Here is a 19909-nt window from a genome sequence, read left to right on the forward strand (position 1 = left end):
ATTCGCAAAAGCCGCCCCCATCAAGGAGCGCTTGTATTAAACTAGGCCTAGAGCGCTAATTATAAGTGACGCCCGACTTCGACCTGGGAGTAGATTGATGGCAGGCAACAAGGACCCGCTCGGGGCAATCGGCGAAGAGACCGGTCTTTCCGGCGACGGCAAAATCGAGGGGGTAACCGCCGAGAGGCTGAAACGCCTCGATTTTCATAGCGCGTTAAGGCGAGAGGTACTGCCGTTATGCAGGCTCAAGGCGGGTGAGGTTTGGGAAGACCCGGTGCGCGGGCATCGCGTGGGCGTGCTCGACGCGACCGACCATGAGCACATCGCCGCGCTTACCGGCGGAAAGAGAGTCCGCCTGGTCGTCAACGACCCGCCGTATAATATCGCCGTAGGCGGGGCTAACACCGCGAACCTCTCCAAGCAAAGCCTCGAAGAATACCTGGGCTTTTCGCGCAAATGGGTCGTCAACGCCATCGATGTTCTAGCCGATGATGCGCATCTCTATCTTTGGATTGGCGCGGACTACAAAGACGGGCTGCAGCCGCTGCCCGATTTTATTATCCTCATGCGCGATTTCCAAGAACTCACTGTGCGCAATTTAATCACGATGAGGAACCAGCGCGGCTACGGCACGCAGAAGAACTGGATGTGGGTTAGGCAAGAACTTCTATACTATGTCAAGGGAGACCCGGGCTTTAATATCGAGGCCGAGTACACCGACATACCGAAGATACTCCGTGGCTACTACAAAGAGGTCGACGGCGAACGCACCGAGAATTTGGAGCGCGGCAAATCGCAGTATATACGGGCGGGTAATGTCTGGGTCGATGTTCAGCAGGTATTCTACCGGATGGAGGAGAACGTGCCCGGTTGCTACGGGCAGAAACCGCTCAAAGCTATCGAGCGCATCGTGCGCTCGGCGAGCGATAAGGGTGAGACGTTAATCGATTTCTTCGCGCACGCGGGGACGACGCTCATCGCCGGCGAGCGCCTCGACAGGCGAGTATATACGTGCGACATCGACCCGGTCTTCGCCGAGATTACGATTCGCCGTCTCGAGAATCTAAGGCAGACCGGAAAAACCGGCTGGCAGTGGCGAAACCCCTTTCCCGAACTGGAGAAATAATAGCGAAGCCGCTATCGACGATACTGCTCGCGGGCGTGATAGGAGCTTCGAACCAGCGGAGCCGACTCGACGTGCGAGAATCCCAACCGGTAGCCGATTCGCTTCAGCTCGTCAAACTCCTGGGGGTCGTAGTACCTGGCGATGGGGAAGTGGTCCCTTGAGGGGGCGAGGTATTGGCCGATGGTGACGATATCGCAACCGTGGTCGCGCAAATCGGCGAGGACCTCCGCGACCTCTGCGTGCTCCTCGCCAAGCCCGACCATGACGCCCGACTTGGTGCTTCCGCCAAAACCCTGTTCTTTTGCGACCGAGAGGAGCCGTAGCGAGCGCTTATATGCGGCCTCGGGTCGCACCGCCGAATAGAGGCGGGGCACCGTTTCGATATTGTGGTTTAGAACATCGGGCGCGGCGTCGATCACCGCTTGCAGGGCGCCCCAATCGCCGCCGAAGTCCGGTATCAAGACCTCGATAGCGCACGCCGGCGCTATCGAGCGCACCGCTTGTATCGCTCGGGCAAAGACCGAGGCGCCGCCGTCGGCGAGGTCATCCCTCGTCACCGAAGTTATAACAACATGTTTCAGGCCGAGCGCGGCGACGGCATTGGCGACGTTCGTCGGCTCGTCGGTGTCGGGAGGGAGCGGTGTGCCGTCGCCTACCAGACAGAACCGGCAATTGCGGGTACAGATATCGCCGAGAATAAGAAAGGTCGCTGTTTTAGCCTTAAAGCACTCATATATGTTGGGGCAACCCGCGGCTTCGCAGACCGTATGGAGATGAAGGCCCCTAAGTATCGATTTGACCGCACGGTAGTTTGTCCCTTGCGAAACCCTCACGCGAAGATGGAGAGGTTTACGCATCACCCCTGACGAGCTGCTATTATTATTACTATAAACATCAACTTTAGGTAGATAGTTCTTAGGCACTCAAATCCTTTCTTAAAAAGCGGCCCCTTACGATAGTCGTCGGCGTATTTGGCTTAGATGGGGACACCTTCGATCTCCGCTATCTTGAGGAGTTCGTCTTTCTCCACGATAGCGATGTCGGCGTCGAAGACCGCGGTGAAGCTCTTGACTATCGACAACTTAGCATCGCTCACGGCAATTCGCGTGTCGAGAATCCGCGATAGAGAGGTAGTCCCCTTATCGGCCAGCCCGCAGGGGATGATACCGTCGAAATAGGAAATATCGGTCGAGACGTTGAGGGCGAATCCGTGTTTAGTCACGCCGCGCGTCACGCGCAAGCCGATAGCCGCGAGTTTCTTGTTATTTCGCCACACACCGGGGAGTCCAGGGAGACGCTCCGCGGAAACCCCGAAGTCGGCGGCGGTTCTTATTAACACCCCTTCGAGGCGGGTTAAGTACTCTCGTATCCTGGAGATGCCGCCGATTTTGACTATCGGATAGCCTACCAACTGACCCGGTCCGTGATAAGTCATCTCGCCGCCCCGGTCGACCCGAAAGAACTCGACGCCGCGGCGCTTTAGGTCGGCCCGGCTCAGCAGCAGTTGCGTTGGGTCGGCGCGTCTTCCCGCTGTATAGGTATGGCCGTGCTCGACAAGGAGCAGAGTATCGGGAATCCGTTCCGCACGGCGCAGCTCGACCAGGCGTGCCTGCAGCTCAAGCGCTTTAGAGTAATCGTATCGATTGATATCGGCGACTAAACAGTCCATTCGGGTACCCGCTACTTATTCGAGGAAACTCGCCAGGTCGGGCGTGAAGTCCCACGTCTCGAGGTTATATTTTAACCGGCCCAGGAATTGCGCCGCGACCGCGCCGTCGACTATGCGGTGGTCGTAACTGAGCGGCATGTACACCATGTGGCGTATGGCGATGGCGTCATCGATGACGATTGCGCGCTTCTCTATCGCCTCAAGGCTCAAGATGGCGACGTTCGGCTGGTTGATGATGGGAGTCTGTATTATCGAGCCGAACGAGCCGGGGTTGGTGATTGTAAAGGTAGAGCCGGTGACCTCGTCGATCGAGAGTTTGCCCGCGCGGGCCTTATCGGCCAATTCATATATCTCGCGGGCGAGCCCGGTCAAGCTCATGTTCTCGGCGCCCTTTATTACCGGCACGATTAGCCCGTCTTTTACGGCGACGGCGATGCCGAGGTTGACGTAGTCATGAAGGGCCATGCGCCGCTCGTCGATGATGCGCGCGTTGAGCGTCGGGAAGTTGCTGAGCGCGTCGACGGTGGCTTTGGCGACGAAGGCCAGGTAGGTGATGGGGAAGCCTTCGCGGCGCTTAAAGGTCTCTTTGATGCGCTCGCGCTGGGTGTGGACGTTGCCCATGTCTATCTCGATGATGGCCGTGACGTGGGCAGCGGTCTTGCGGCTGCGCACCATGTGCTGGGCGATTTCGCGCCTGAGACGGCTCATGGTCACGACGCGCTCGCCCGGCAGCCCGGCAGCTTCCATGGGAGTCACCTCCGCGGCCGGCGCCGGCGTTTTAACCGCAGGCGCGGCTTCCGGCGCGGGCGCCGGTTCGGTGGGCGCCGTCACCGGGGCGGCGGCCGGTTTTCGGGAAGCTAGGTGTTTCTCGACATCTTTCCTGGTTATTCTATCGTCCGCGCCTGTTCCTTGTACCTGGGCGAGGTCTATATCGTGCTCGGCGGCGAGCGCTCTGACGACGGGGGAGGCGAAACCCGCGGCGGCGGGCACCTCTTTCGCGGCGCTTGGCTGAGCCGGCGCTTTTTCAGCAGGCACCTCGGGGGTTATGCCCGTGTCCGCGGGCGTTTCTTGCGGCGGCGCGCCCGCTTCGTCGATGAGGGCCAGCTCGACGCCGACCTCGACCGTCTCTTCCTCTTGCACCAGTATCTTGGTCACCGTACCGCTGACCGGGGAGGGGATCTCCGTCTCGATTTTCGCGGTCGATATCTCGACTATGTTTTCGTCTTTTTCTACCGTTTCGCCCTCTCTCTTGAGCCATTTCAAAATCGTACCCTCGGTTACGGTCTCGCCGAGGCGCGGCATACTCAAAGGAACAGTCATACAAAACACCCCTAGGTTATTTTAAATTCGCCTACCTTTATCTCCCAACCGGGCGACTAATATGCGGACAGCCTGTCTATCGCCGCAAGGACATCATCGACCTGCGGGATAAAGTAATCCTCGAGCGGCGGGCTAAACGGCACCGGCGCGTCCGGCGCCGAGACCCTTATAATCGGCCCGTCGAGATGCTCGAAGCCCTCCTCGGCGATTATCGCCGCGACCTCGGCCCCGATGCCGAGAGTGCGCGTATCCTCATAGAGCATGACGGCCTTGCTCGTCTTGGCGACCGAGTTGAGAATCGTCGCTTTGTCGATGGGGAAGACGGTGCGAAGGTCGACGACCTCGACCGAGACCCCGCCGGCCCGCGCTTTTTCGGCCGCTTGGAGCGCGGTATGGACCATCGCCCCATAAGTCACAATGGTGAGGTCGCTACCCTCGCGCTGTACTTTTGCGGCACCTATGTGGCATACATAGTCCTCTTCGGGCAGAACCTCCTTAACCCGGCGGTAGAGGTATTTGTGCTCGAAATATAGGACCGGGTTGTCGTCGCGGATAGCCGCTTTGAGAAGCCCTTTCGCGTCGTGCGCCGTTCCCGGTACGATGACCTTTAAGCCCGGCACGTGCGCGAACCATCCTTCGGGGCTTTGGCTGTGGAACGGGCCGGCCCGCAAGCCGCCACCCGATGGGCCCCGTATTACCATAGGGACCGCGTCGCGTGTGCGGTAGTGCATCTTGGCGGCGACGTTGACTATCTGGTCCCAGCCGCACGAGATAAAGTCGGCGTATTGTACCTCCACGACGGGGCGCATCCCCATCAGAGCCGCTCCGATCGCCATACCGATAAAGCCCTGCTCGGCGATGGGCATTTCGATTATGCGCTCGGGCCCGAATTTATCGAGAAACCCCTCGGTGACCTTGAAGGCGCCCCCGTAGTCGCCGATATCCTCGCCGAGCATAAAGACGTTTTCGTCGCGCTCGAGTTCTTCCCACAGCGCCTGCGATATGGCTTCGATATAGCTGGTCTCTTTCGGTTTATTCGCGGTAGACATCGGTAACGGCCTCCCGTCCCTCGGGGTAAGGGCTCTCCTCGGCAAATTTTAAAGCCTCGGCGACCTCTTGGGTCACGCGCCCGGTCATTTCTTTTATGCCGGCCTCATCGAGCAAGCCCTGGTTCGCAAGGTGTTTTTCAAACCGTTCGACGGGGTCTTTTTGCGCCCACTCCTCGATAAGCTCTTTCGACATATATTTCGCGGCGTCATGCCCGGCGTGCCCCCTCATGCGCAAGGTCTTTGCTTCGATAAGGGTCGGGCCGCCGCCGTCTCTGGCCCGCTCGACCGCTTTTTTTACCTCGAGGTAACACTCGATGATGTTATTGCCGTCGACGATGACACCGGGTATGGCGTAGGCGTGTGCCCGCTCGGCCACATCCGAGAGCTTCATCTCCTTATAGGGCGGGGTGGAGTAGGCAAAGCCGTTGTTTATTACTATAAATACGACCGGCAGGTTGAGCACTGACGCGATATTGAGCGATTCGTGAAAATCTCCCCTCGAAGTCGCGCCCTCGCCGCAGAGGGGCATCGCGACCCGTTTCTCACCGCGCAGCTTAAAGGCGAGCGCGGCGCCGGTCGCGACGGGGTAGAAGTCGGGGAGCATGCTCACGGTCGCAAAGAGCCCCCGCTTAAGGTCGCCCTGGTAGTTGGCTTCACCTTTGCCGCGCGTCAAACTGTTGGCGCGGGCGTAATGGTTGGTAAATACCTCTTTTGCCGTGAGCCCCTGCGGTAGCTGCGAAATCATGTCGCGGTGTGTCGGCGCCAGTACGTCGCCTTGCTCCAGCGCGTACGATGCCCCGACCTCGATGGCTTCTTGTCCGCGTCCGAGATAAATCGCCCCGGGTAACTTGCCGCCCTTATATTCCAGTTCGAGCCGCTCTTCTATCGCGCGCCCGAGCCGCATAAAGTAATACATCTCCCGCAGCTCTTTGGCGCCCGGCTCGATTGGTTTTACATCCATCTGTCACCTCGCTCTATGCTTAGCTTTTAGCTCTCCGAGCATGTATTGCTCGAACGCAATGCTTCTAAGTCATGGCTCTAGCCCTGATAAACTTAGCCCTGGTAGACAACGCAAAAGCTCAAGATTTAGTTATGCTTCTCAGCCCTAAAGGGCTGAGCTACGATACTTAGCGCTTGCCACCCTAGAGCGCATGCAAAGGTTTTCCGGCCAGTTTTAGCGCGGCCTCGCCAATCGCCTCCGTAAACGTCGGGTGCGGGTGGAGAAATTGCGCTAAGTCGGCCACGGTCGCTTCCCAGTTTGTGATGAGCATCGCTTCGGGAATCAGGTTTATGACGTCGGGCCCGATAAGATGGACGCCTATCAGCGGCCCGTCTTTTTCGGATACGATTTTTATATATCCGGTATCATCCTTGGCAATCGCCGAGCGCGGCAGCGCCTGGAAGGGAAGTTCGACCACGTCTATGTCGTAACCGGCTTCCCGCGCCTCTTCTTCGGTGTAGCCGACTTTGGCTATTTCCGGGTAGCCGAAGGTATATATAGGTATCTGCTTGAGGTTTAGCGTTGGTGGGTTTAGGCCCGCTATAGTCTCGGCCGCATGGATGCCCTCGGCGAACGCATAGTTTGCGAACTGGGGGTTATGGGTTACGTCGCCCACCGCGTAGATATTCTCGACGGTCGTTCGCATGGAGTCGCCGGCCGTGATAAAGCCGTCCCGCGTCTCGATTCCAAGCGATTCGATATCGACGGCGCTGGTATTAGCGGTTCGGCCGACGGTCACCAGGAGCTTGTCCGAGAGTATGGTTTGGCGCGCCCCGTCTTTGTCGGAAACCTCTATCGAGACGCCGCCGCCGATTATTTGGGCTTCCTCGATTCCTACACCGGTATGTATCGCTATGCCGCGTTTCGCAAACGCTTTTTCCAAGTGTTTTGAGATAACGGGCTCGTCGCGCGGCAAAAGGCGCGGCTGCATCTCTATTATGGAGACCTCGGTCCCGAACGAGCGGAAGAGGGAGGCGAACTCGATTCCGTAAGCCCCGCCGCCGATTATCGTGACGGACCTGGGAAGTTCGGTGACTTCAAGCGCGTCGGTAGTGTTCATGATGAGGCCGTTGTCTCCTTGGAGCACCGGTATGTTCCGCGGCATCGAGCCGGTCGCGATGATAATATCGCGGGCGCGAAGGGAATCGATGCCCGCGTCGCCTTCTATTTTGAGCACGCCGGGCTCCGTAAGCCGCGCCGACGCGCTTATCACCTCGACACCTCTATTTTTAAGGAGGGAATTCAAGCCCGTAAAGAGGCGCTTTATCGCGACATTCTTGGCTGTTTGGACCGCCTTCCAGTCAAACGAAACGCCGTCGACGGTGATGCCGAACTTGCCGGCGCGTCCGATGCTTTCAAGCATATTGGCGCATTGGAGCAGGCTGGTCGCGGGGATACAGCCGCGGTGCAGGCACGCTCCGCCGACCTTGTCTTTTTCGATTAAAGCGACCTTGAGGCCGAGCTGCGCCGCGCGCAAAGCGGCCGAGTACCCACCCGGGCCGCCGCCTATCACCGCAATATCATAAACCGTCGCGCTCAAAGCAACCTCCAAAACCAGGAACGAGCAGGGGCGAGGGCGCCTGTCTCGACCGCGAACGCCAATGTTTGGCTGGGGCAAATACGCATGCTTGCCCAACAACCTTAATTTGATTGAGAATATACCCGTTAGCGTCGCGCCCTAATCGTTATACGGTGTAAAAATCGGCGTGGCGAGTTGCGTGAGATTCGCGGTGGAATATAGCAGACTCCCCTAAATCGACCGATATGGCCCTAGGCCTTAAAGTCGGCCGGCGGTTGATGACATATGCGGAAGTATCCTATAGAATAGACAGAGGAATTCTTGAGACACGTAAAACCGCACATCTCTTCGCATGGAGGGGCAATTGACGGAGGGAGACGCGCACTTGACCATCAAGCAGCTTCCCCCTGAGCTTAGGCCCAGGGAGAGGCTTGTGAGTTACGGTGCGGGCAGTTTGTCAAACGCCGAATTACTGGCTATAGTGTTGGGGACCGGCACAAAAAACCGGACTTCCGTACAGCTGAGCGCAGAGCTGCTCGTCAGCTTCGAAACGCTCGGCACAATCAGCAGCTCGACCGTCGAGGAACTCTGCGATATCGACGGGATAGGGGAGGCTAAAGCGGCAAAATTGCTGGCCTCGCTGGAGCTGGGAAAGCGTGTCTGCATGGCTTCGCCGTCAGAGAAAAGCGCGATCGGCAGCCCGCAAGATGTCGCGGACTTGCTCATGGGAGAGATGCGCTACCTCGACCGCGAGCACTTCAAAGCGCTCGTGCTCGATACTAAACATCAGGTGTTACGGGTCGTCGATATCTCGATAGGGAGCTTGAGCTCGTCTATCGTTCACCCGAGGGAATTATACAAGAAAGTGATACGCCATAACGGCGCGGCGGTGATAGTGGCACACAATCACCCGAGCGGGGATCCGACACCGAGCGCGGAGGATATCGCCGTGACTAAGCGCTTGGTAGAGGCGGGAACCCTGCTGGGAGTCGACTTATTAGACCATGTGATTTTGGGCGACGGTCGTTTCGTCAGCCTGAAGGAATACGATTTGATGTAGCTTTCATGTAGCCGAAAGGAGAAAAAGGCGAGGATGTTTGATTTCGTATCGATGCCGTTTAGTAGAGATATGGCTGTTGACCTCGGCACAGCTAATACTCTTGTCCATGTGAAGGGTAGGGGCATCGTTCTCGTTGAGCCTTCGGTCGTCGCCTACGATAAAGCTTCCGGCAAGATTTTGGCGGTCGGTATGGACGCAAAGCGCATGATAGGGCGCACCCCCGGAAACATCGTCGCTATCCGCCCGCTAAAAGACGGCGTCATAGCCGATTTCGATGTTACCGAAGCGATGCTGAGACATTTTATCCAGAAGGTACATAACCGCAAATGGGGAGTGCGGCCGAGGGTCGTCATCTGCGTCCCGTCGGGGGTGACCGAAGTGGAGCGAAGAGCGGTATTCGAGGCTACGCTGCAGGCCGGAGCCCGCGAGGCATATCTTATAGAAGAGCCGATGGCCGCCGCGATAGGGGCGGGCCTTCCCATAAACGAGGCGACCGGCAACATGGTCGTCGATATCGGCGGCGGCACCACCGAAGTCGCCGTTATCTCGCTCGGAGGCATCGTCACTTGCCAGTCGATCAGGATTGGCGGAGACGAGTTCGACGAGGCGATTATCGCCCACGTGAAAAAGGAATATAACGTGATGATAGGCGAGCGTACCTCCGAGGAGATAAAGATGGAGATAGGTTCGGCTTATCCGCAGGGCGACGAAGAGGACGCCGAGGTGCGCGGGCGCGACCTCATGACCGGGTTGCCCAAGAATATAATCGTCTCATCCGAAGAGATACGCTCGGCGATAGAGGAGCCTCTGTCGGCGATTATCATGGCGATAAAGGCGACCCTCGAGACAACCCCACCGGAGCTTTCGAGTGATATTATGGATCGCGGCATCGTCCTTACCGGCGGCGGTTCCTTATTGAAGGGAATGGATGAGCGGATACGGCAGGAGACCGGGATGCCGGTACATATAGCCGACGACCCGCTCAGCTGCGTCGCTATCGGCAGCGGCCAGGCGATAAGCGAAATACAGACATTGAGGAAAGTGCTGATAGGCACCTCTTCGAGGTAGTAAAAGAGCGATTAGTTGTCGGTATCGAGTGATATGTTTTGATTGTGGTTTTGATTCATACTAATAGTTGCAGGCTGATGGCTGATGGCTATTTATTTTGGGGGCTTCATGCCTGAGTTTTTCAGCAAACGTAATTATCTCATCATACTAGGCCTCATATTCTTCGGCATGGCCATTCTAACCATTCATTTCAGGGAGGGCGAAGACGGCCCCATCCACCGTCTTCAACGCTTGGTTATGGCGGTGACCGCCCCGGCGCAGATGGCTGTGAGCAGCTCGCTCCAGCCGGTCCGCGACGGCTGGGACTACCTCGCTCACTTCGGCGACATCAAGCGCGAAAATCGCCGGCTGAAAACGGAGGTAGGCGAACTCCGCCGGAAGGTGGGCGCACTACAGTCGCTCAAGAGCGAGAACACCCGTCTCAGAAAAATCGTAAAATTCAAAGACAAGGCCGAATACGCGAGTGTGCCCGCCCATGTCATAGGGAAGCCATCGAGCAATTGGCGCTCCTCGGTCATTATCGACTGCGGTCTCGACGACGGCGTCGACCGCGGGATGCCGGTGGTCGTCGGCGGCACGCTCGTAGGCCAGGTGACCGAAGTCTCAGGGCGCGCGGCCAAGGTCACACTCCTAAACGATGTCCAAAGCGGGGTCTCGGTTCAGGTTCGGCGGACCAGCGAGGTCGGCATAGTCAAAGGACAGCTAAAGAACCAGCGGCTGGTTCTCCAATACATTTCAAGGGATTCATCGATAAACCAGGGCGACCGGGTCGTCACTTCGGGGCTCGGCGGCGTTTTCCCGAAAGGCCTCGAGGTCGGTAAGGTTTTAAAGGTCAGCCAATCTATCTACAGTCTCCACAAAATCGTGGAGATAGCCGTTCCGGTGAACTTTGCCGACCTTGAAGAGGTGCTGGTGATAGAGTATAAAAGCGACTTCGATTTTGGCCGGGGGAGCAGATAGTGTTGCCGGTATTCCAAGCACTCCTCGTCATAGTGACAACTTTCATATTTCAGGCCGCCGTAGCGCCCCATATCTCGATCATGGGAGCCAAACCTAATGTGATTCTCATAGTAGCCGCTCTCTACGGCATCATGCACGGGCCTTCCGCCGGCGCGCTGGCCGGCTTCGCGGGAGGTCTTCTGTGCGACCTTTTATCCGGTGTCTATGTGGGCTTAGGCTTGCTCAGCAAGTCCCTGGTAGGGTTCTTCGCCGGGCTGGTACAAAGGGCCATTTTCGTGGAGAACATCATCTTGCCGATGGCGGCCATCTTCGTGGCGACCGGCATAAGCGAACTCGTCTATGTCGTCTTTCTGTTTTTGCTCGGCGAGACCGTCCCGCTCAAGATTCTTATTGTAAATATAATCCTGCCGACGGCGATCTATAACGCGCTATTGACACCCTTCGTCTACGGCGCGGTACGCCGCTTCATGGCGGTAAGGCAGGATACGCCCGCGGTCAGAATCGGGGAGAAATATAATTAACCAAAAACCGAACCCAAAGACCAAAATATGAAATTGACTGACGTGACTTTAGACAAAAACACAAAACCCGACGATGTGCGTCCGCGGCTTGTCGTGCTGACATTTATCGTTGTCGGTCTGTTTCTCGTGCTCATAAGCCGGCTTTGGTTTATGCAGGTTATGGCCGGCGAGAAGTACATGGAGATGGCGCAAGGCAACTATATCCGCTCCATACCGGTCGAGGCGCCGCGAGGTATCATCTATGACCGGAACGGACTGGTGCTCGTCGATAACCGGCCCAGCATCGGCGTGTCGATATCTCCGGCGGTCGCGAAGGAAGACCCCGAACTTCTCGAGAAGATGAGCGACGTTCTGCGCATGAGTGTGGATGAGATTAAGGAGCGGCTCACGGAGAAGAAATCCGACCCGTTGAAGCCGAGAATCGTCAAGCGCGACCTCGACGACAAGACTCTGGCGAGCATAGAAGAGCATAAGATGTCGCTGCCGGGAGTCGATATCGTGACCGAGTCGATACGGGGCTACCCCCACGGCGAACTCGGCGCGCATCTCTTTGGATACTTGGGCGAAATCTCCGACCGGGAGATGGCGGAGTTCGAGCGGACCGGCGACTATTTGCTCGGCGATATCACAGGTAAAACCGGGGTTGAGAATATATATGAAGGACTGTTGCGCGGGCAAAAAGGGAGCCGGCAGCTCGAGGTTAACGCATCCGGGCGCCCGCTCAGCGTAATCAGGGATGAAGACCCCGTCCCCGGCCACAATCTTATGTTATCGATAGACCTCAAGATACAAAAAGCCGCCGAGCAGGCCCTCACGGATGCGATGAACCGCGCGCGCAGCGGGCCGGGCGAGCGTTTTGTCGCCGACGCCGGTGCCGCCATCGTTTTAGACCCGAGGAACGGTGAAATACTCGCGATGGCGAGCAACCCGACATACAATCCCGAACTCTTTATCGGCGGAATATCCAAGAAGAACTGGAATGAGCTGACGGCGAAGGAGAACAATTACCCATTGAACAACCGAGCGCTGATGGCGTATGCCCCCGGCTCGACATTTAAACCGGTCACGTTGATAGCGGCTCTCGAGGACGGCCTGGCTACGATCGACGATAGCTTCAACTGTACGGGCGTGTGGTATGGCCTTGGGAAGAAATGGGCCAAGGCCTGCTGGGAACGTTCCGGGCACGGCGGTATCGGAGTGCTCGGCGGCATGGCCGAATCGTGCGACATCGTTTTTTATGTGATGGGGCAAAATTTTCAAAAAGACGGGCGAGAGCGTCTCCAGTATTGGGCGAGAGCGCTTGGCTTTGAGGCGCGGACCGGGGTCGACCTTGCGACCGAAGCACAGGGGCGAATCCCGGACAAGGAATGGAAGCGCGATTTCAATAAGAACAACCCTGAGTACCGGCGCTGGTTTCCGGGTGATACCGTCAATATGGCCATTGGCCAAGGTGACGTGCTCGCGACGCCGTTGCAGGTCGCGACTTTTTATGGGGCTATAGCAAACGGCGGAATGGTCTACCGGCCTCATATCGGAAAAGCGATGATATCATGGGACGGGAATGTAAAACGTGAATTCAAGCCTAAGCCGGAAGACAAGAAGAGACTGCCTGTCTCTAAGGACACAATAACGTATACGCAATCCTCGCTCGAGAAAGTGATCGAGCAGGGCACCGGCGCCGGCGCGTTCAACGGTTTTCCGATAAAAGTAGCGGGCAAGACCGGCACGTCCGAGGTGCGCGGAAAAGACGACTTCGCGTGGTTTGTCTGCTACGCGCCCGTCGATGAGCCCAAGTTCGTAGTCGTGGTACTGGTGGAGCAGGGCGGGGGCGGCGGTTCGACTGCCGCACCGGCGGCGCGTAAGATATTAGCCGCCGCCTTCGGTCTCAATGACCGGGGAGCGGGCTATGTTTACGACCCTTCAAGGTAAAGGCCTCAGAGGTCGCAAAAGAACTAAGCATGAATTGCAGGCAGTCTCGTGGGAGATGCGCAAATGAGTTTAAGAGACATAGATATCTTGAGTATAAATAAGAAGGTCGATTTGACGGTCGTTGTGACCGTCGTGCTTCTAGTCGCCTACAGTATCGTAATGGTATATAGCGCAACCCAATCGAACGCCGCTACCAGCGACGACCCGTATTTCTTCATCAAGAAGCAGGTTGTGGCACTGGCCATCGGCATCGCGGCTCTTTTGCCGGCCGCTTTAGCTAACTATAACCGGTGGCGAAGCGCGTATGCTCCTCTCTACATACTCAACATCTTTATGCTTGCGCTCGTCCTGTTTATAGGTGTCGAGCACAAGGGCGCGTTAAGCTGGATTGAGGTAGGCGGCTTTCAGCTTCAACCGTCGGAGATATCGAAGGTATTGCTGATAATCACCTTGGCCGGTTTTTTTGCGACAAGAAAAAACCAGCTCCCCGGTGTCGGGGACGCCCTGATGGCGCTGGCGCATATCGGCTTGCCGCTAACCCTGGTAATGGTCCAGCCCGATTTGGGAACGGCGCTCTGCTATATCGCCATTCTCGTGGGCATGATGCTCGTAGCCGGGTTCCCGGCCCGATACTTCGGCTATATCGCCATCGCGGGCTCTTTATTGACGCTCGTGGCTGTCAAGTTCAACTTTTTCAAGGAGTACCAGATAAACCGCTTAATGGTCTTTGTGGACCCCAGCAACGACCCCCAGGGGGCGGGCTATAACCTCTTGCAATCGAAGATAGCCATTGGCTCCGGTCAGTTCAGCGGGAAAGGACTGCTCTCGGGAACCCAGGCTAAGTTGCAGTTCTTGCCTGAGCGCCATACCGATTTTATCTTCTCCGTCGTCGGCGAAGAACTCGGTTTCATAGGGACCGCTTTTTTGCTCGTCCTCTTCTTCACACTCATCATGAGGGGACTTCGTACCGCCGCGTATTCTAAGAATTACTTCGGGACGCTCCTCGTCACGGGGGTTGTTTCGCTATGGTTGTTTCAGATGATCGTCAATATCGGTATGACCATCGGCCTTATGCCCATTACCGGGATACCGCTTCCTTTTATGAGCTACGGCAACAGCTCCCTCATCACTCATCTGGCGGCAGTCGGTGTGTTGCTCAATGTCTATGCCAGACGCTTTTCCCAATAAACGATTGCGCGCGCCTTGTTTAGCGGCGGTTTCATTATGTCGATAGACCAGGTAGAATAGATTCAGAGGCAAGAATCCGGATCGAGGAATCTCATTTGCTCAGGTGGGGGCGGCATGTCTATCTACGGTAAGATTAAGAAGGTCAAGAGTTGGAACAAGGCGCTCGACACCGTCCGCAAGGATGCGGAAAAATCGATCTCGATAGCGATAATAGGTAAACCTCAAGTAGAGGTAGATATAATAGCGCTATTGCAGGTAGATGCCGCCGAAAAGGCGGTTTTCGGGGCGAGCGAACATAAGCGAGAAGCAGACCGGAGCGCGCAATTGCGCGGCGCCGACCTGGCAATCGCGGTCGTGGAAAAAGGCGAAAGCAAGAGCCGGCTCAAGGCGGTCGCCGAGCAGGCCCGTATGTCGCAGGCGCGGCTCGTGGTCGTCGGCGGGAGCGACTACGATGAGGCGTTCGCCGCCGAATTAAAGGAATTATTCAGAATCGTCGGCGCCGGAATGCTCTTCGTTTCCGCCCCGGACGCCGGGCTTATCGCAAAGGCCATCATGCCGGCGGTCGTGAAGAAACTGGCGAAAAAAGAGGTATCGCTCGCGTTAAAACTACCCGCGTTCAGGGATGAAGTCGTAAAGAGCATCATCGCCGAGACCGCCCGGCGGAACGCGCTTATCGGGGTCGCGGTCTTTGTGCCCGGAGCCGATATGCCGCTCTTGACGTTCAATCAGGTGAGAATGGTGATGAGGATGGCCGCGGCATACGGCGAAGAACTCACCGCCAAGCGTCTCAATGAGATATTGGCGGTCATAGGAAGCGGCCTTGTGTTGCGAGCCGCCGCGCGGCAGCTTCTCGGTTTAGTTCCGGTCGCGGGGTGGGCGGTAAAGGGCGGCATCGCTTATGGCGGCACCTATGCGATGGGCGAGGCGGCGAAGAAATACTTCGATTCGAAGCCTGCTTAAGAGAAGCGGCGCGCCGAGCCGAGCCGAGCCGCGAACAGCCGGCAAATTGTAAGCATCCCGGCATCTTTGCAAAAAAACGGATAATTTAGTACATTGTGTGGGCAATAGCTGATTGCCCTGTTTGTTTTAGGAGCGTCAAGTTGTAGTAAGAGCTTTAAGGTGGTATAAGAATGAGCCTATGGCCGCGGGTCGAGCGGGTTTTACGGAGGGTCGAGAAGCCGACCCGCTATATCAACGGCGAACTTAACTCCGTACATAAAACAGTCACCGGCGAGGGAGTGCGCGTAGCGTTGGCCTACCCGGACGTATATGAAGTGGGCCTGCCCAATATGGGTCTGCAGATACTATATGAACTCCTGAACGGCGGGGAGAACGTCGTCGCCGAGCGCGCGTATGCGCCGTGGCTCGATATGGAAGCCGTCATGCGCGAGCAATCGATACCGCTCTTTACGCTCGAAAGTCACACCGCGCTCGCCGACTTCGATATCTTGGGGTTCACGCTCCAACACGAGTTCATCTATACGAATGTTCTCAACATGCTCGACCTTGCCGGGCTTCCGGTCCTCGCCGCCGAGAGGGGCGATGAGCACCCGCTGGTGGTAGCGGGCGGGCCCGGGGCGGTCAACCCCGAGCCGATGACGCCGTTTATCGATGTATTCGTCGTCGGCGAGGCCGAAGAGCTTATCTTTGAATTAGTAGACGCCGTCAAAGAGTTCAAGCGGGCGCGCGCCGGCAGGGAAGAGGCCTTGCGGCGCCTGGCCCGGATACCGGGCGTTTACATCCCGACGCTCTATAGCGTCGAATACAATGATGACGGCACAGTCGGCAAGATAAAGGCGGCGCCAAGCGCACCGTCCTCGATAACCAGGCGTATCGTAAAAGATTTTAGCGCCATTCCGGTGCCACAGCGGCCGATTGTCCCGTTTATGGACGCGGTCCATGACCGCTGTGCGGTAGAGGTGATGCGCGGCTGCACTCGCGGCTGCCGTTTCTGCCAGGCCGGCATTGTATACAGGCCGGTCCGCGAACGGACGCAGGAGCAGGTGGTGTCGGGCATCTCCCAGATACTGGAGACTACCGGCTACGAGGAGATATCTCTCTCCTCGTTGAGCAGCGCCGATTACAGCGCGGTCGCCGGCACCCTCAAAGAGCTGTCCGAGAAGTATGACGGGCGGAACGTATCGCTGTCGTTGCCGTCACTAAGGGTGGATGCTTTCTCTATAGGGCTGGTAAAAGAGATAGCCAAAGTCAAGAAGACGGGCCTGACATTCGCCCCCGAGGCGGGGACCCGGCGGATGCGTGATTTTATCAACAAAAACGTCACCGAAGAGGATGTTCTAAATACCGTTACCCTTGCTTTTCAGGAGGGATGGCAAAGAATAAAGCTCTACTTTATGATTGGTCTTCCCACGGAGACCGAAGAAGACTTGGAGGGCATCGTCGATCTTTCGCAAAAAGTGGTGGAGGCCGGGTTGGCGACGCTTTCGGGAGCGGCTAAGTCTCGCCTTACGGTTACGGTCAGCGCTTCCGCGTTTGTGCCTAAGCCTCATACGCCGTTCCAATGGGTCGCCCAGGATACGCTCGAGGAATTCGAGGCGAAACAAGGGTATCTGGCCGCGCGGCTCAAGGGCAGGCACCTCTCATTCAAGTGGCATAACGCTAAATCGAGCGTGGTGGAGGGTGCTATCGCCAGGGGCGACCGGCGTGTCGGCGACGCGATATATCGCGCCTGGCTTTTAGGGTGCAAGTTCGACGCTTGGACGAAGGAGTTCAACTACGAGAACTGGCGGCAGGCTTTTGCCGAAGCCGGATTGGCAGGCTCTTTTTATGCCGGCAGAGAGCGGGGCTTCGACGAAGTCTTGCCCTGGAGCCACATCGAAACCGGCGTCGACGCGGAGTTTTTGAGAGACGAGTTTCTCAGGGCGACACGCGGCGAGACGACCGCGGATTGTCGCTTCGACGGATGCGGCGATTGCGGTGTGTGTCCCAATCTGGACGCGGAGAATATCATTTTTTAGCCGGAGATGGGTCTATTGGCAAAATTACTTCTGCATTACGGGAAAGACGGGCCTCTAAAATATCTGTCGCACCTCGAACTCATTCGCGCGCTTGCGCGCTCATTTCGTCGAGCCGGTATCGAGGTCGAGGCGAGTGGCGGCTTTAACCCGAGGCCTAAAATATCATACGGGCCGCCGCTGCCGGTCGGTACGAGCAGCCGCGCGGAGTATCTCGTCGCGGAAGTCAAATCGACTTTGTGTGACGACGATATAGTCGGCCGGATTTCTCGCGTGCTGCCGAAGGGATTGAGCGTGTTTAGGGCGAAATATATTGCGGAGAAGCAGCCGTCCATAGCGAGCATTATTGAGTCTGCGGCATATAAGGTCGAGGTCAAAACGTTAGTTGGTGCCGGTGAACTCGCATCGCTCGTCGGGCTCTTAAGAAACGAGGAGCGGCTGCTAATAACACATAAGGGAAAAGAAAAACGGGTAGATACTAAGGAGTCGATTTTAGGCTGGAATACCGAGGAAGCGGGCGGCGGAAGAGTCGTTTTTCATATGATTCTTGCCGCTGGTGAAAGAAACAGTGTGCGTCCGGAGGTCTTAATCGACAAACTGACTCAGAGTTATCCCCAGATGCCGGATATAGAGGTAATAAGCATAGAGCGTGTCGCGGAGTATGTTAACCGGGATATCCCGTTAATAGATATTTATGATTTCTACAAAAATGTGACGATTGGAAGTGAGTGTGAAAAGTCGTGAGCTGATGATCTCCGTCGATGACTTCGAGACGAGGGCCGCCGTTCTCGAAGACCGTGAACTCGTCGAAATATATCTGGAACGCCGCGAAACGCCATCGATTGTCGGTAATGTCTACCTCGGCAGGGTCAAAGATATCTTGCCCGGGATGCAGGCGGCTTTTATTGATATCGGAATCGAGAGAAACGCGTTTCTCTATGTCGAGGAGATCGTATACCCCAGGGAGAACGAGGATGAGCCGATGCCGCCGATTCAGCATCTTCTCAAACCGGGGCAGGACATTCTCGTGCAAATAGTGAAAGAGCCGATGGATTCCAAGGGGGCCCGGGTTACCACGCAGATAACCCTCCCCGGACGCTATCTGGTTCTCTTGCCGTACTCGAGCTTTCTCGGAGTTTCACGACGCCTGCCCGAAGACGAGCGCCACCGGCTTAAAGAGATTTGCGAACAGATAAGGCCGCGCGACAAAGGACTGATAGCGCGCACGGCGGCCGAGGGGGCCGAAGTCGAGGAACTCCGAGAAGATGTCGAGCGGCTGCTGCTGTACTGGAGAAAGATAGAGCGCAAGGTAAAATCGTCCACTCCGGTCAAGCTCATCTACCAGGAGCCGCAACTAGCGCTAAGAATCGTCAGAGACCTTTTTTCTCATGACTTCAAGCGTCTGCTCATCGACGACAAAGAGGATCACGGCCAAATCATCGATTTTCTCGAGTCGACCGACCCCGAACTCAAGCGAAAGGTCGATTTATATACCGACGGGTTGCCCTTATTCGATAAATACAACATCAACCAGGATATCGAGAATGCGATGAGGCGCAAGGTGTGGCTCCGTTCCGGCGGGTACATCAGCATCGACCATACCGAAGCGCTGACCGCGGTCGACGTCAACACCGGTAAGTATATAGGCAAGACCAATCTCGAACAGACTATTTTCAAAACCAACTTGGAGGCGGCCGGGGAAATAGTCCGACAATTGCGGTTGCGAGACATAGGCGGCATCATCGTCATAGACTTCATCGATATGCAGGACTTAGACCATCGTGAAGAGCTTTTCACCACGCTCAACGCGGCGTTGGCGACGGATCGGACGAAGACGAGGGTAATCGAGATATCCAAACTCGGTCTGGTCGAGATGACGCGAAAGAACGTAAGCCAGGGGCTTCTCGATTTCCAAGCTGAATCCTGCCCGCGCTGTCGCGGTCTCGGCGTCGTGCTCTCCGAGACTACTCTCGGGATTCAGACCTATCGGCAAATCAAGAAATTTGCCGCCACCCACTCGGCGGAATCGTTTATATTCAAGGTCAACCCGCACAGTCGGGGTTTTCTTGAGCGCGAAGGTAAGTTGGCTGGCGACATCTTGGAGCTGGGTTGGGGCAAAAGGGCCTATCTGGTCTTCGAGGAGACCGTCGCTCCCGGCAAGCCGGAGATGGTAGAGGAAGGTTCAGGGGACCAAATAGAAAGAATGTTCAGACATGGATAACTTTGTATACCCCTGGGGCTATTGTGAAGCGAACGCTTTGCTGTTATATTGTAATTTACAAGAGTTCCTGTCAGCGATACTTCACATATCAACCGGTGCTTATTTAAGTAATATGGCGTATGTTTATAAACAATAATAACAACTACAAACCGAATAAGCAAGGACAAGCCGGAAAACGGCTTGTTTTTTGTTTTTGCGGACTAAGTTAAAATTTTCACATGCAAGTACGAGAATTCACAAACGCATTAAATGTTGACAGGGGGTACTACACTCTATACCTGTAAACCAAGGGAGAAACCGGCAG

General features: G+C 56.4%; 17 protein-coding genes. 11 read left to right on the forward strand and 6 right to left on the reverse strand.

What is annotated here, in order from left to right; genetic code table 11:
• Window positions 1–97 precede the first annotated feature (97 nt).
• On the forward strand, window positions 98–1126 hold the full coding sequence (locus KGZ93_04250; protein ID MBS3908819.1) for a site-specific DNA-methyltransferase: 1029 nt from the start codon (window positions 98–100) through the stop codon (window positions 1124–1126).
• 11 nt (window positions 1127–1137) lie between these two features.
• On the opposite strand, the gene lipA is transcribed toward KGZ93_04250, so the two are convergent.
• The 6 genes from lipA to lpdA all read right to left on the reverse strand — a co-directional run bounded on the left by lipA (window position 1138) and on the right by lpdA (window position 7704).
• On the reverse strand, window positions 1138–1983 hold the full coding sequence (lipA, locus tag KGZ93_04255) for a lipoyl synthase (protein MBS3908820.1): 846 nt from the start codon (window positions 1981–1983) through the stop codon (window positions 1138–1140).
• Between the two features lie 119 nt (window positions 1984–2102).
• Window positions 2103–2795 carry a lipoyl(octanoyl) transferase LipB gene (gene lipB, locus KGZ93_04260; GenBank protein ID MBS3908821.1) on the reverse strand — a complete coding sequence of 231 codons (693 nt, stop codon included), beginning with the start codon at window positions 2793–2795 and terminating at the stop codon, window positions 2103–2105.
• A gap of 15 nt (window positions 2796–2810) precedes the next feature.
• Window positions 2811–4115, reverse strand: a complete 1305-nt coding sequence (locus tag KGZ93_04265) for a 2-oxo acid dehydrogenase subunit E2 (protein MBS3908822.1) — start codon at window positions 4113–4115, stop codon at window positions 2811–2813.
• Between the two features lie 56 nt (window positions 4116–4171).
• Window positions 4172–5164, reverse strand: coding sequence for an alpha-ketoacid dehydrogenase subunit beta (locus KGZ93_04270; protein ID MBS3908823.1), 993 nt, complete (start codon window positions 5162–5164; stop codon window positions 4172–4174).
• On the reverse strand, window positions 5148–6125 hold the full coding sequence (locus KGZ93_04275; protein MBS3908824.1) for a thiamine pyrophosphate-dependent dehydrogenase E1 component subunit alpha: 978 nt from the start codon (window positions 6123–6125) through the stop codon (window positions 5148–5150). Before KGZ93_04275 ends, KGZ93_04270 begins: the two co-directional genes overlap by 17 nt.
• Window positions 6126–6306: 181 nt before the next feature.
• Window positions 6307–7704, reverse strand: a complete 1398-nt coding sequence (gene lpdA, locus KGZ93_04280; GenBank protein MBS3908825.1) for a dihydrolipoyl dehydrogenase — start codon at window positions 7702–7704, stop codon at window positions 6307–6309.
• Between the two features lie 331 nt (window positions 7705–8035).
• Between lpdA and radC the strand changes: the two genes are divergently transcribed.
• The 10 genes from radC to KGZ93_04330 all read left to right on the forward strand — a co-directional run bounded on the left by radC (window position 8036) and on the right by KGZ93_04330 (window position 19605).
• Window positions 8036–8743, forward strand: a complete 708-nt coding sequence (gene radC, locus KGZ93_04285) for a DNA repair protein RadC (protein MBS3908826.1) — start codon at window positions 8036–8038, stop codon at window positions 8741–8743.
• A gap of 33 nt (window positions 8744–8776) precedes the next feature.
• Window positions 8777–9811, forward strand: a complete 1035-nt coding sequence (locus KGZ93_04290) for a rod shape-determining protein (GenBank protein ID MBS3908827.1) — start codon at window positions 8777–8779, stop codon at window positions 9809–9811.
• A gap of 84 nt (window positions 9812–9895) precedes the next feature.
• A complete protein-coding gene (gene mreC, locus KGZ93_04295; protein ID MBS3908828.1) occupies window positions 9896–10771 on the forward strand; it encodes a rod shape-determining protein MreC in 876 nt (291 codons plus the stop codon).
• Entirely contained in the window at window positions 10771–11292 is a 522-nt protein-coding gene (mreD, locus tag KGZ93_04300) for a rod shape-determining protein MreD (protein MBS3908829.1), read from the forward strand. Before mreC ends, mreD begins: the two co-directional genes overlap by 1 nt.
• Before the next feature lie 27 nt (window positions 11293–11319).
• Window positions 11320–13221: a penicillin-binding protein 2 gene (gene mrdA / locus KGZ93_04305; GenBank protein ID MBS3908830.1), complete on the forward strand. Its 1902-nt coding sequence runs from the start codon at window positions 11320–11322 to the stop codon at window positions 13219–13221.
• Between the two features lie 63 nt (window positions 13222–13284).
• Window positions 13285–14409, forward strand: a complete 1125-nt coding sequence (rodA, locus tag KGZ93_04310; GenBank protein MBS3908831.1) for a rod shape-determining protein RodA — start codon at window positions 13285–13287, stop codon at window positions 14407–14409.
• A 114-nt stretch (window positions 14410–14523) separates the two neighbouring features.
• On the forward strand, window positions 14524–15369 hold the full coding sequence (locus KGZ93_04315) for a DUF697 domain-containing protein (GenBank protein MBS3908832.1): 846 nt from the start codon (window positions 14524–14526) through the stop codon (window positions 15367–15369).
• A gap of 170 nt (window positions 15370–15539) precedes the next feature.
• The gene (locus KGZ93_04320) at window positions 15540–17387 is read left to right on the forward strand and encodes a TIGR03960 family B12-binding radical SAM protein (protein MBS3908833.1); all 1848 of its coding nucleotides are present in this window, start codon (window positions 15540–15542) and stop codon (window positions 17385–17387) included.
• Between the two features lie 15 nt (window positions 17388–17402).
• Window positions 17403–18128, forward strand: coding sequence for a TIGR03936 family radical SAM-associated protein (locus KGZ93_04325; protein MBS3908834.1), 726 nt, complete (start codon window positions 17403–17405; stop codon window positions 18126–18128).
• Entirely contained in the window at window positions 18115–19605 is a 1491-nt protein-coding gene (locus tag KGZ93_04330; GenBank protein MBS3908835.1) for an Rne/Rng family ribonuclease, read from the forward strand. Before KGZ93_04325 ends, KGZ93_04330 begins: the two co-directional genes overlap by 14 nt.
• Window positions 19606–19909 lie beyond the last annotated feature (304 nt).

This window comes from Actinomycetota bacterium, from assembly GCA_018333515.1.
Taxonomy (GTDB): Bacteria; Actinomycetota; Aquicultoria; order Aquicultorales; family Aquicultoraceae; genus Aquicultor.

What these genes read in the sequence shown, in the direction of transcription:
- KGZ93_04250 (MBS3908819.1), top strand. Translation starts at nt 98, where the DNA reads ATGGCAGGCAACAAGGACCCGCTCGGGGCAATCGGCGAAGAGACCGGT.
- lipA (MBS3908820.1), bottom strand. Translation starts at nt 1,983, where the DNA reads ATGCGTAAACCTCTCCATCTTCGCGTGAGGGTTTCGCAAGGGACAAAC.
- lipB (MBS3908821.1), bottom strand. Translation starts at nt 2,795, where the DNA reads ATGGACTGTTTAGTCGCCGATATCAATCGATACGATTACTCTAAAGCG.
- KGZ93_04265 (MBS3908822.1), bottom strand. Translation starts at nt 4,115, where the DNA reads ATGACTGTTCCTTTGAGTATGCCGCGCCTCGGCGAGACCGTAACCGAG.
- KGZ93_04270 (MBS3908823.1), bottom strand. Translation starts at nt 5,164, where the DNA reads ATGTCTACCGCGAATAAACCGAAAGAGACCAGCTATATCGAAGCCATA.
- KGZ93_04275 (MBS3908824.1), bottom strand. Translation starts at nt 6,125, where the DNA reads ATGGATGTAAAACCAATCGAGCCGGGCGCCAAAGAGCTGCGGGAGATG.
- radC (MBS3908826.1), top strand. Translation starts at nt 8,036, where the DNA reads ATGGAGGGGCAATTGACGGAGGGAGACGCGCACTTGACCATCAAGCAG.
- KGZ93_04290 (MBS3908827.1), top strand. Translation starts at nt 8,777, where the DNA reads ATGTTTGATTTCGTATCGATGCCGTTTAGTAGAGATATGGCTGTTGAC.
- mreC (MBS3908828.1), top strand. Translation starts at nt 9,896, where the DNA reads ATGGCTATTTATTTTGGGGGCTTCATGCCTGAGTTTTTCAGCAAACGT.
- mrdA (MBS3908830.1), top strand. Translation starts at nt 11,320, where the DNA reads ATGAAATTGACTGACGTGACTTTAGACAAAAACACAAAACCCGACGAT.
- rodA (MBS3908831.1), top strand. Translation starts at nt 13,285, where the DNA reads ATGAGTTTAAGAGACATAGATATCTTGAGTATAAATAAGAAGGTCGAT.
- KGZ93_04315 (MBS3908832.1), top strand. Translation starts at nt 14,524, where the DNA reads ATGTCTATCTACGGTAAGATTAAGAAGGTCAAGAGTTGGAACAAGGCG.
- KGZ93_04320 (MBS3908833.1), top strand. Translation starts at nt 15,540, where the DNA reads ATGAGCCTATGGCCGCGGGTCGAGCGGGTTTTACGGAGGGTCGAGAAG.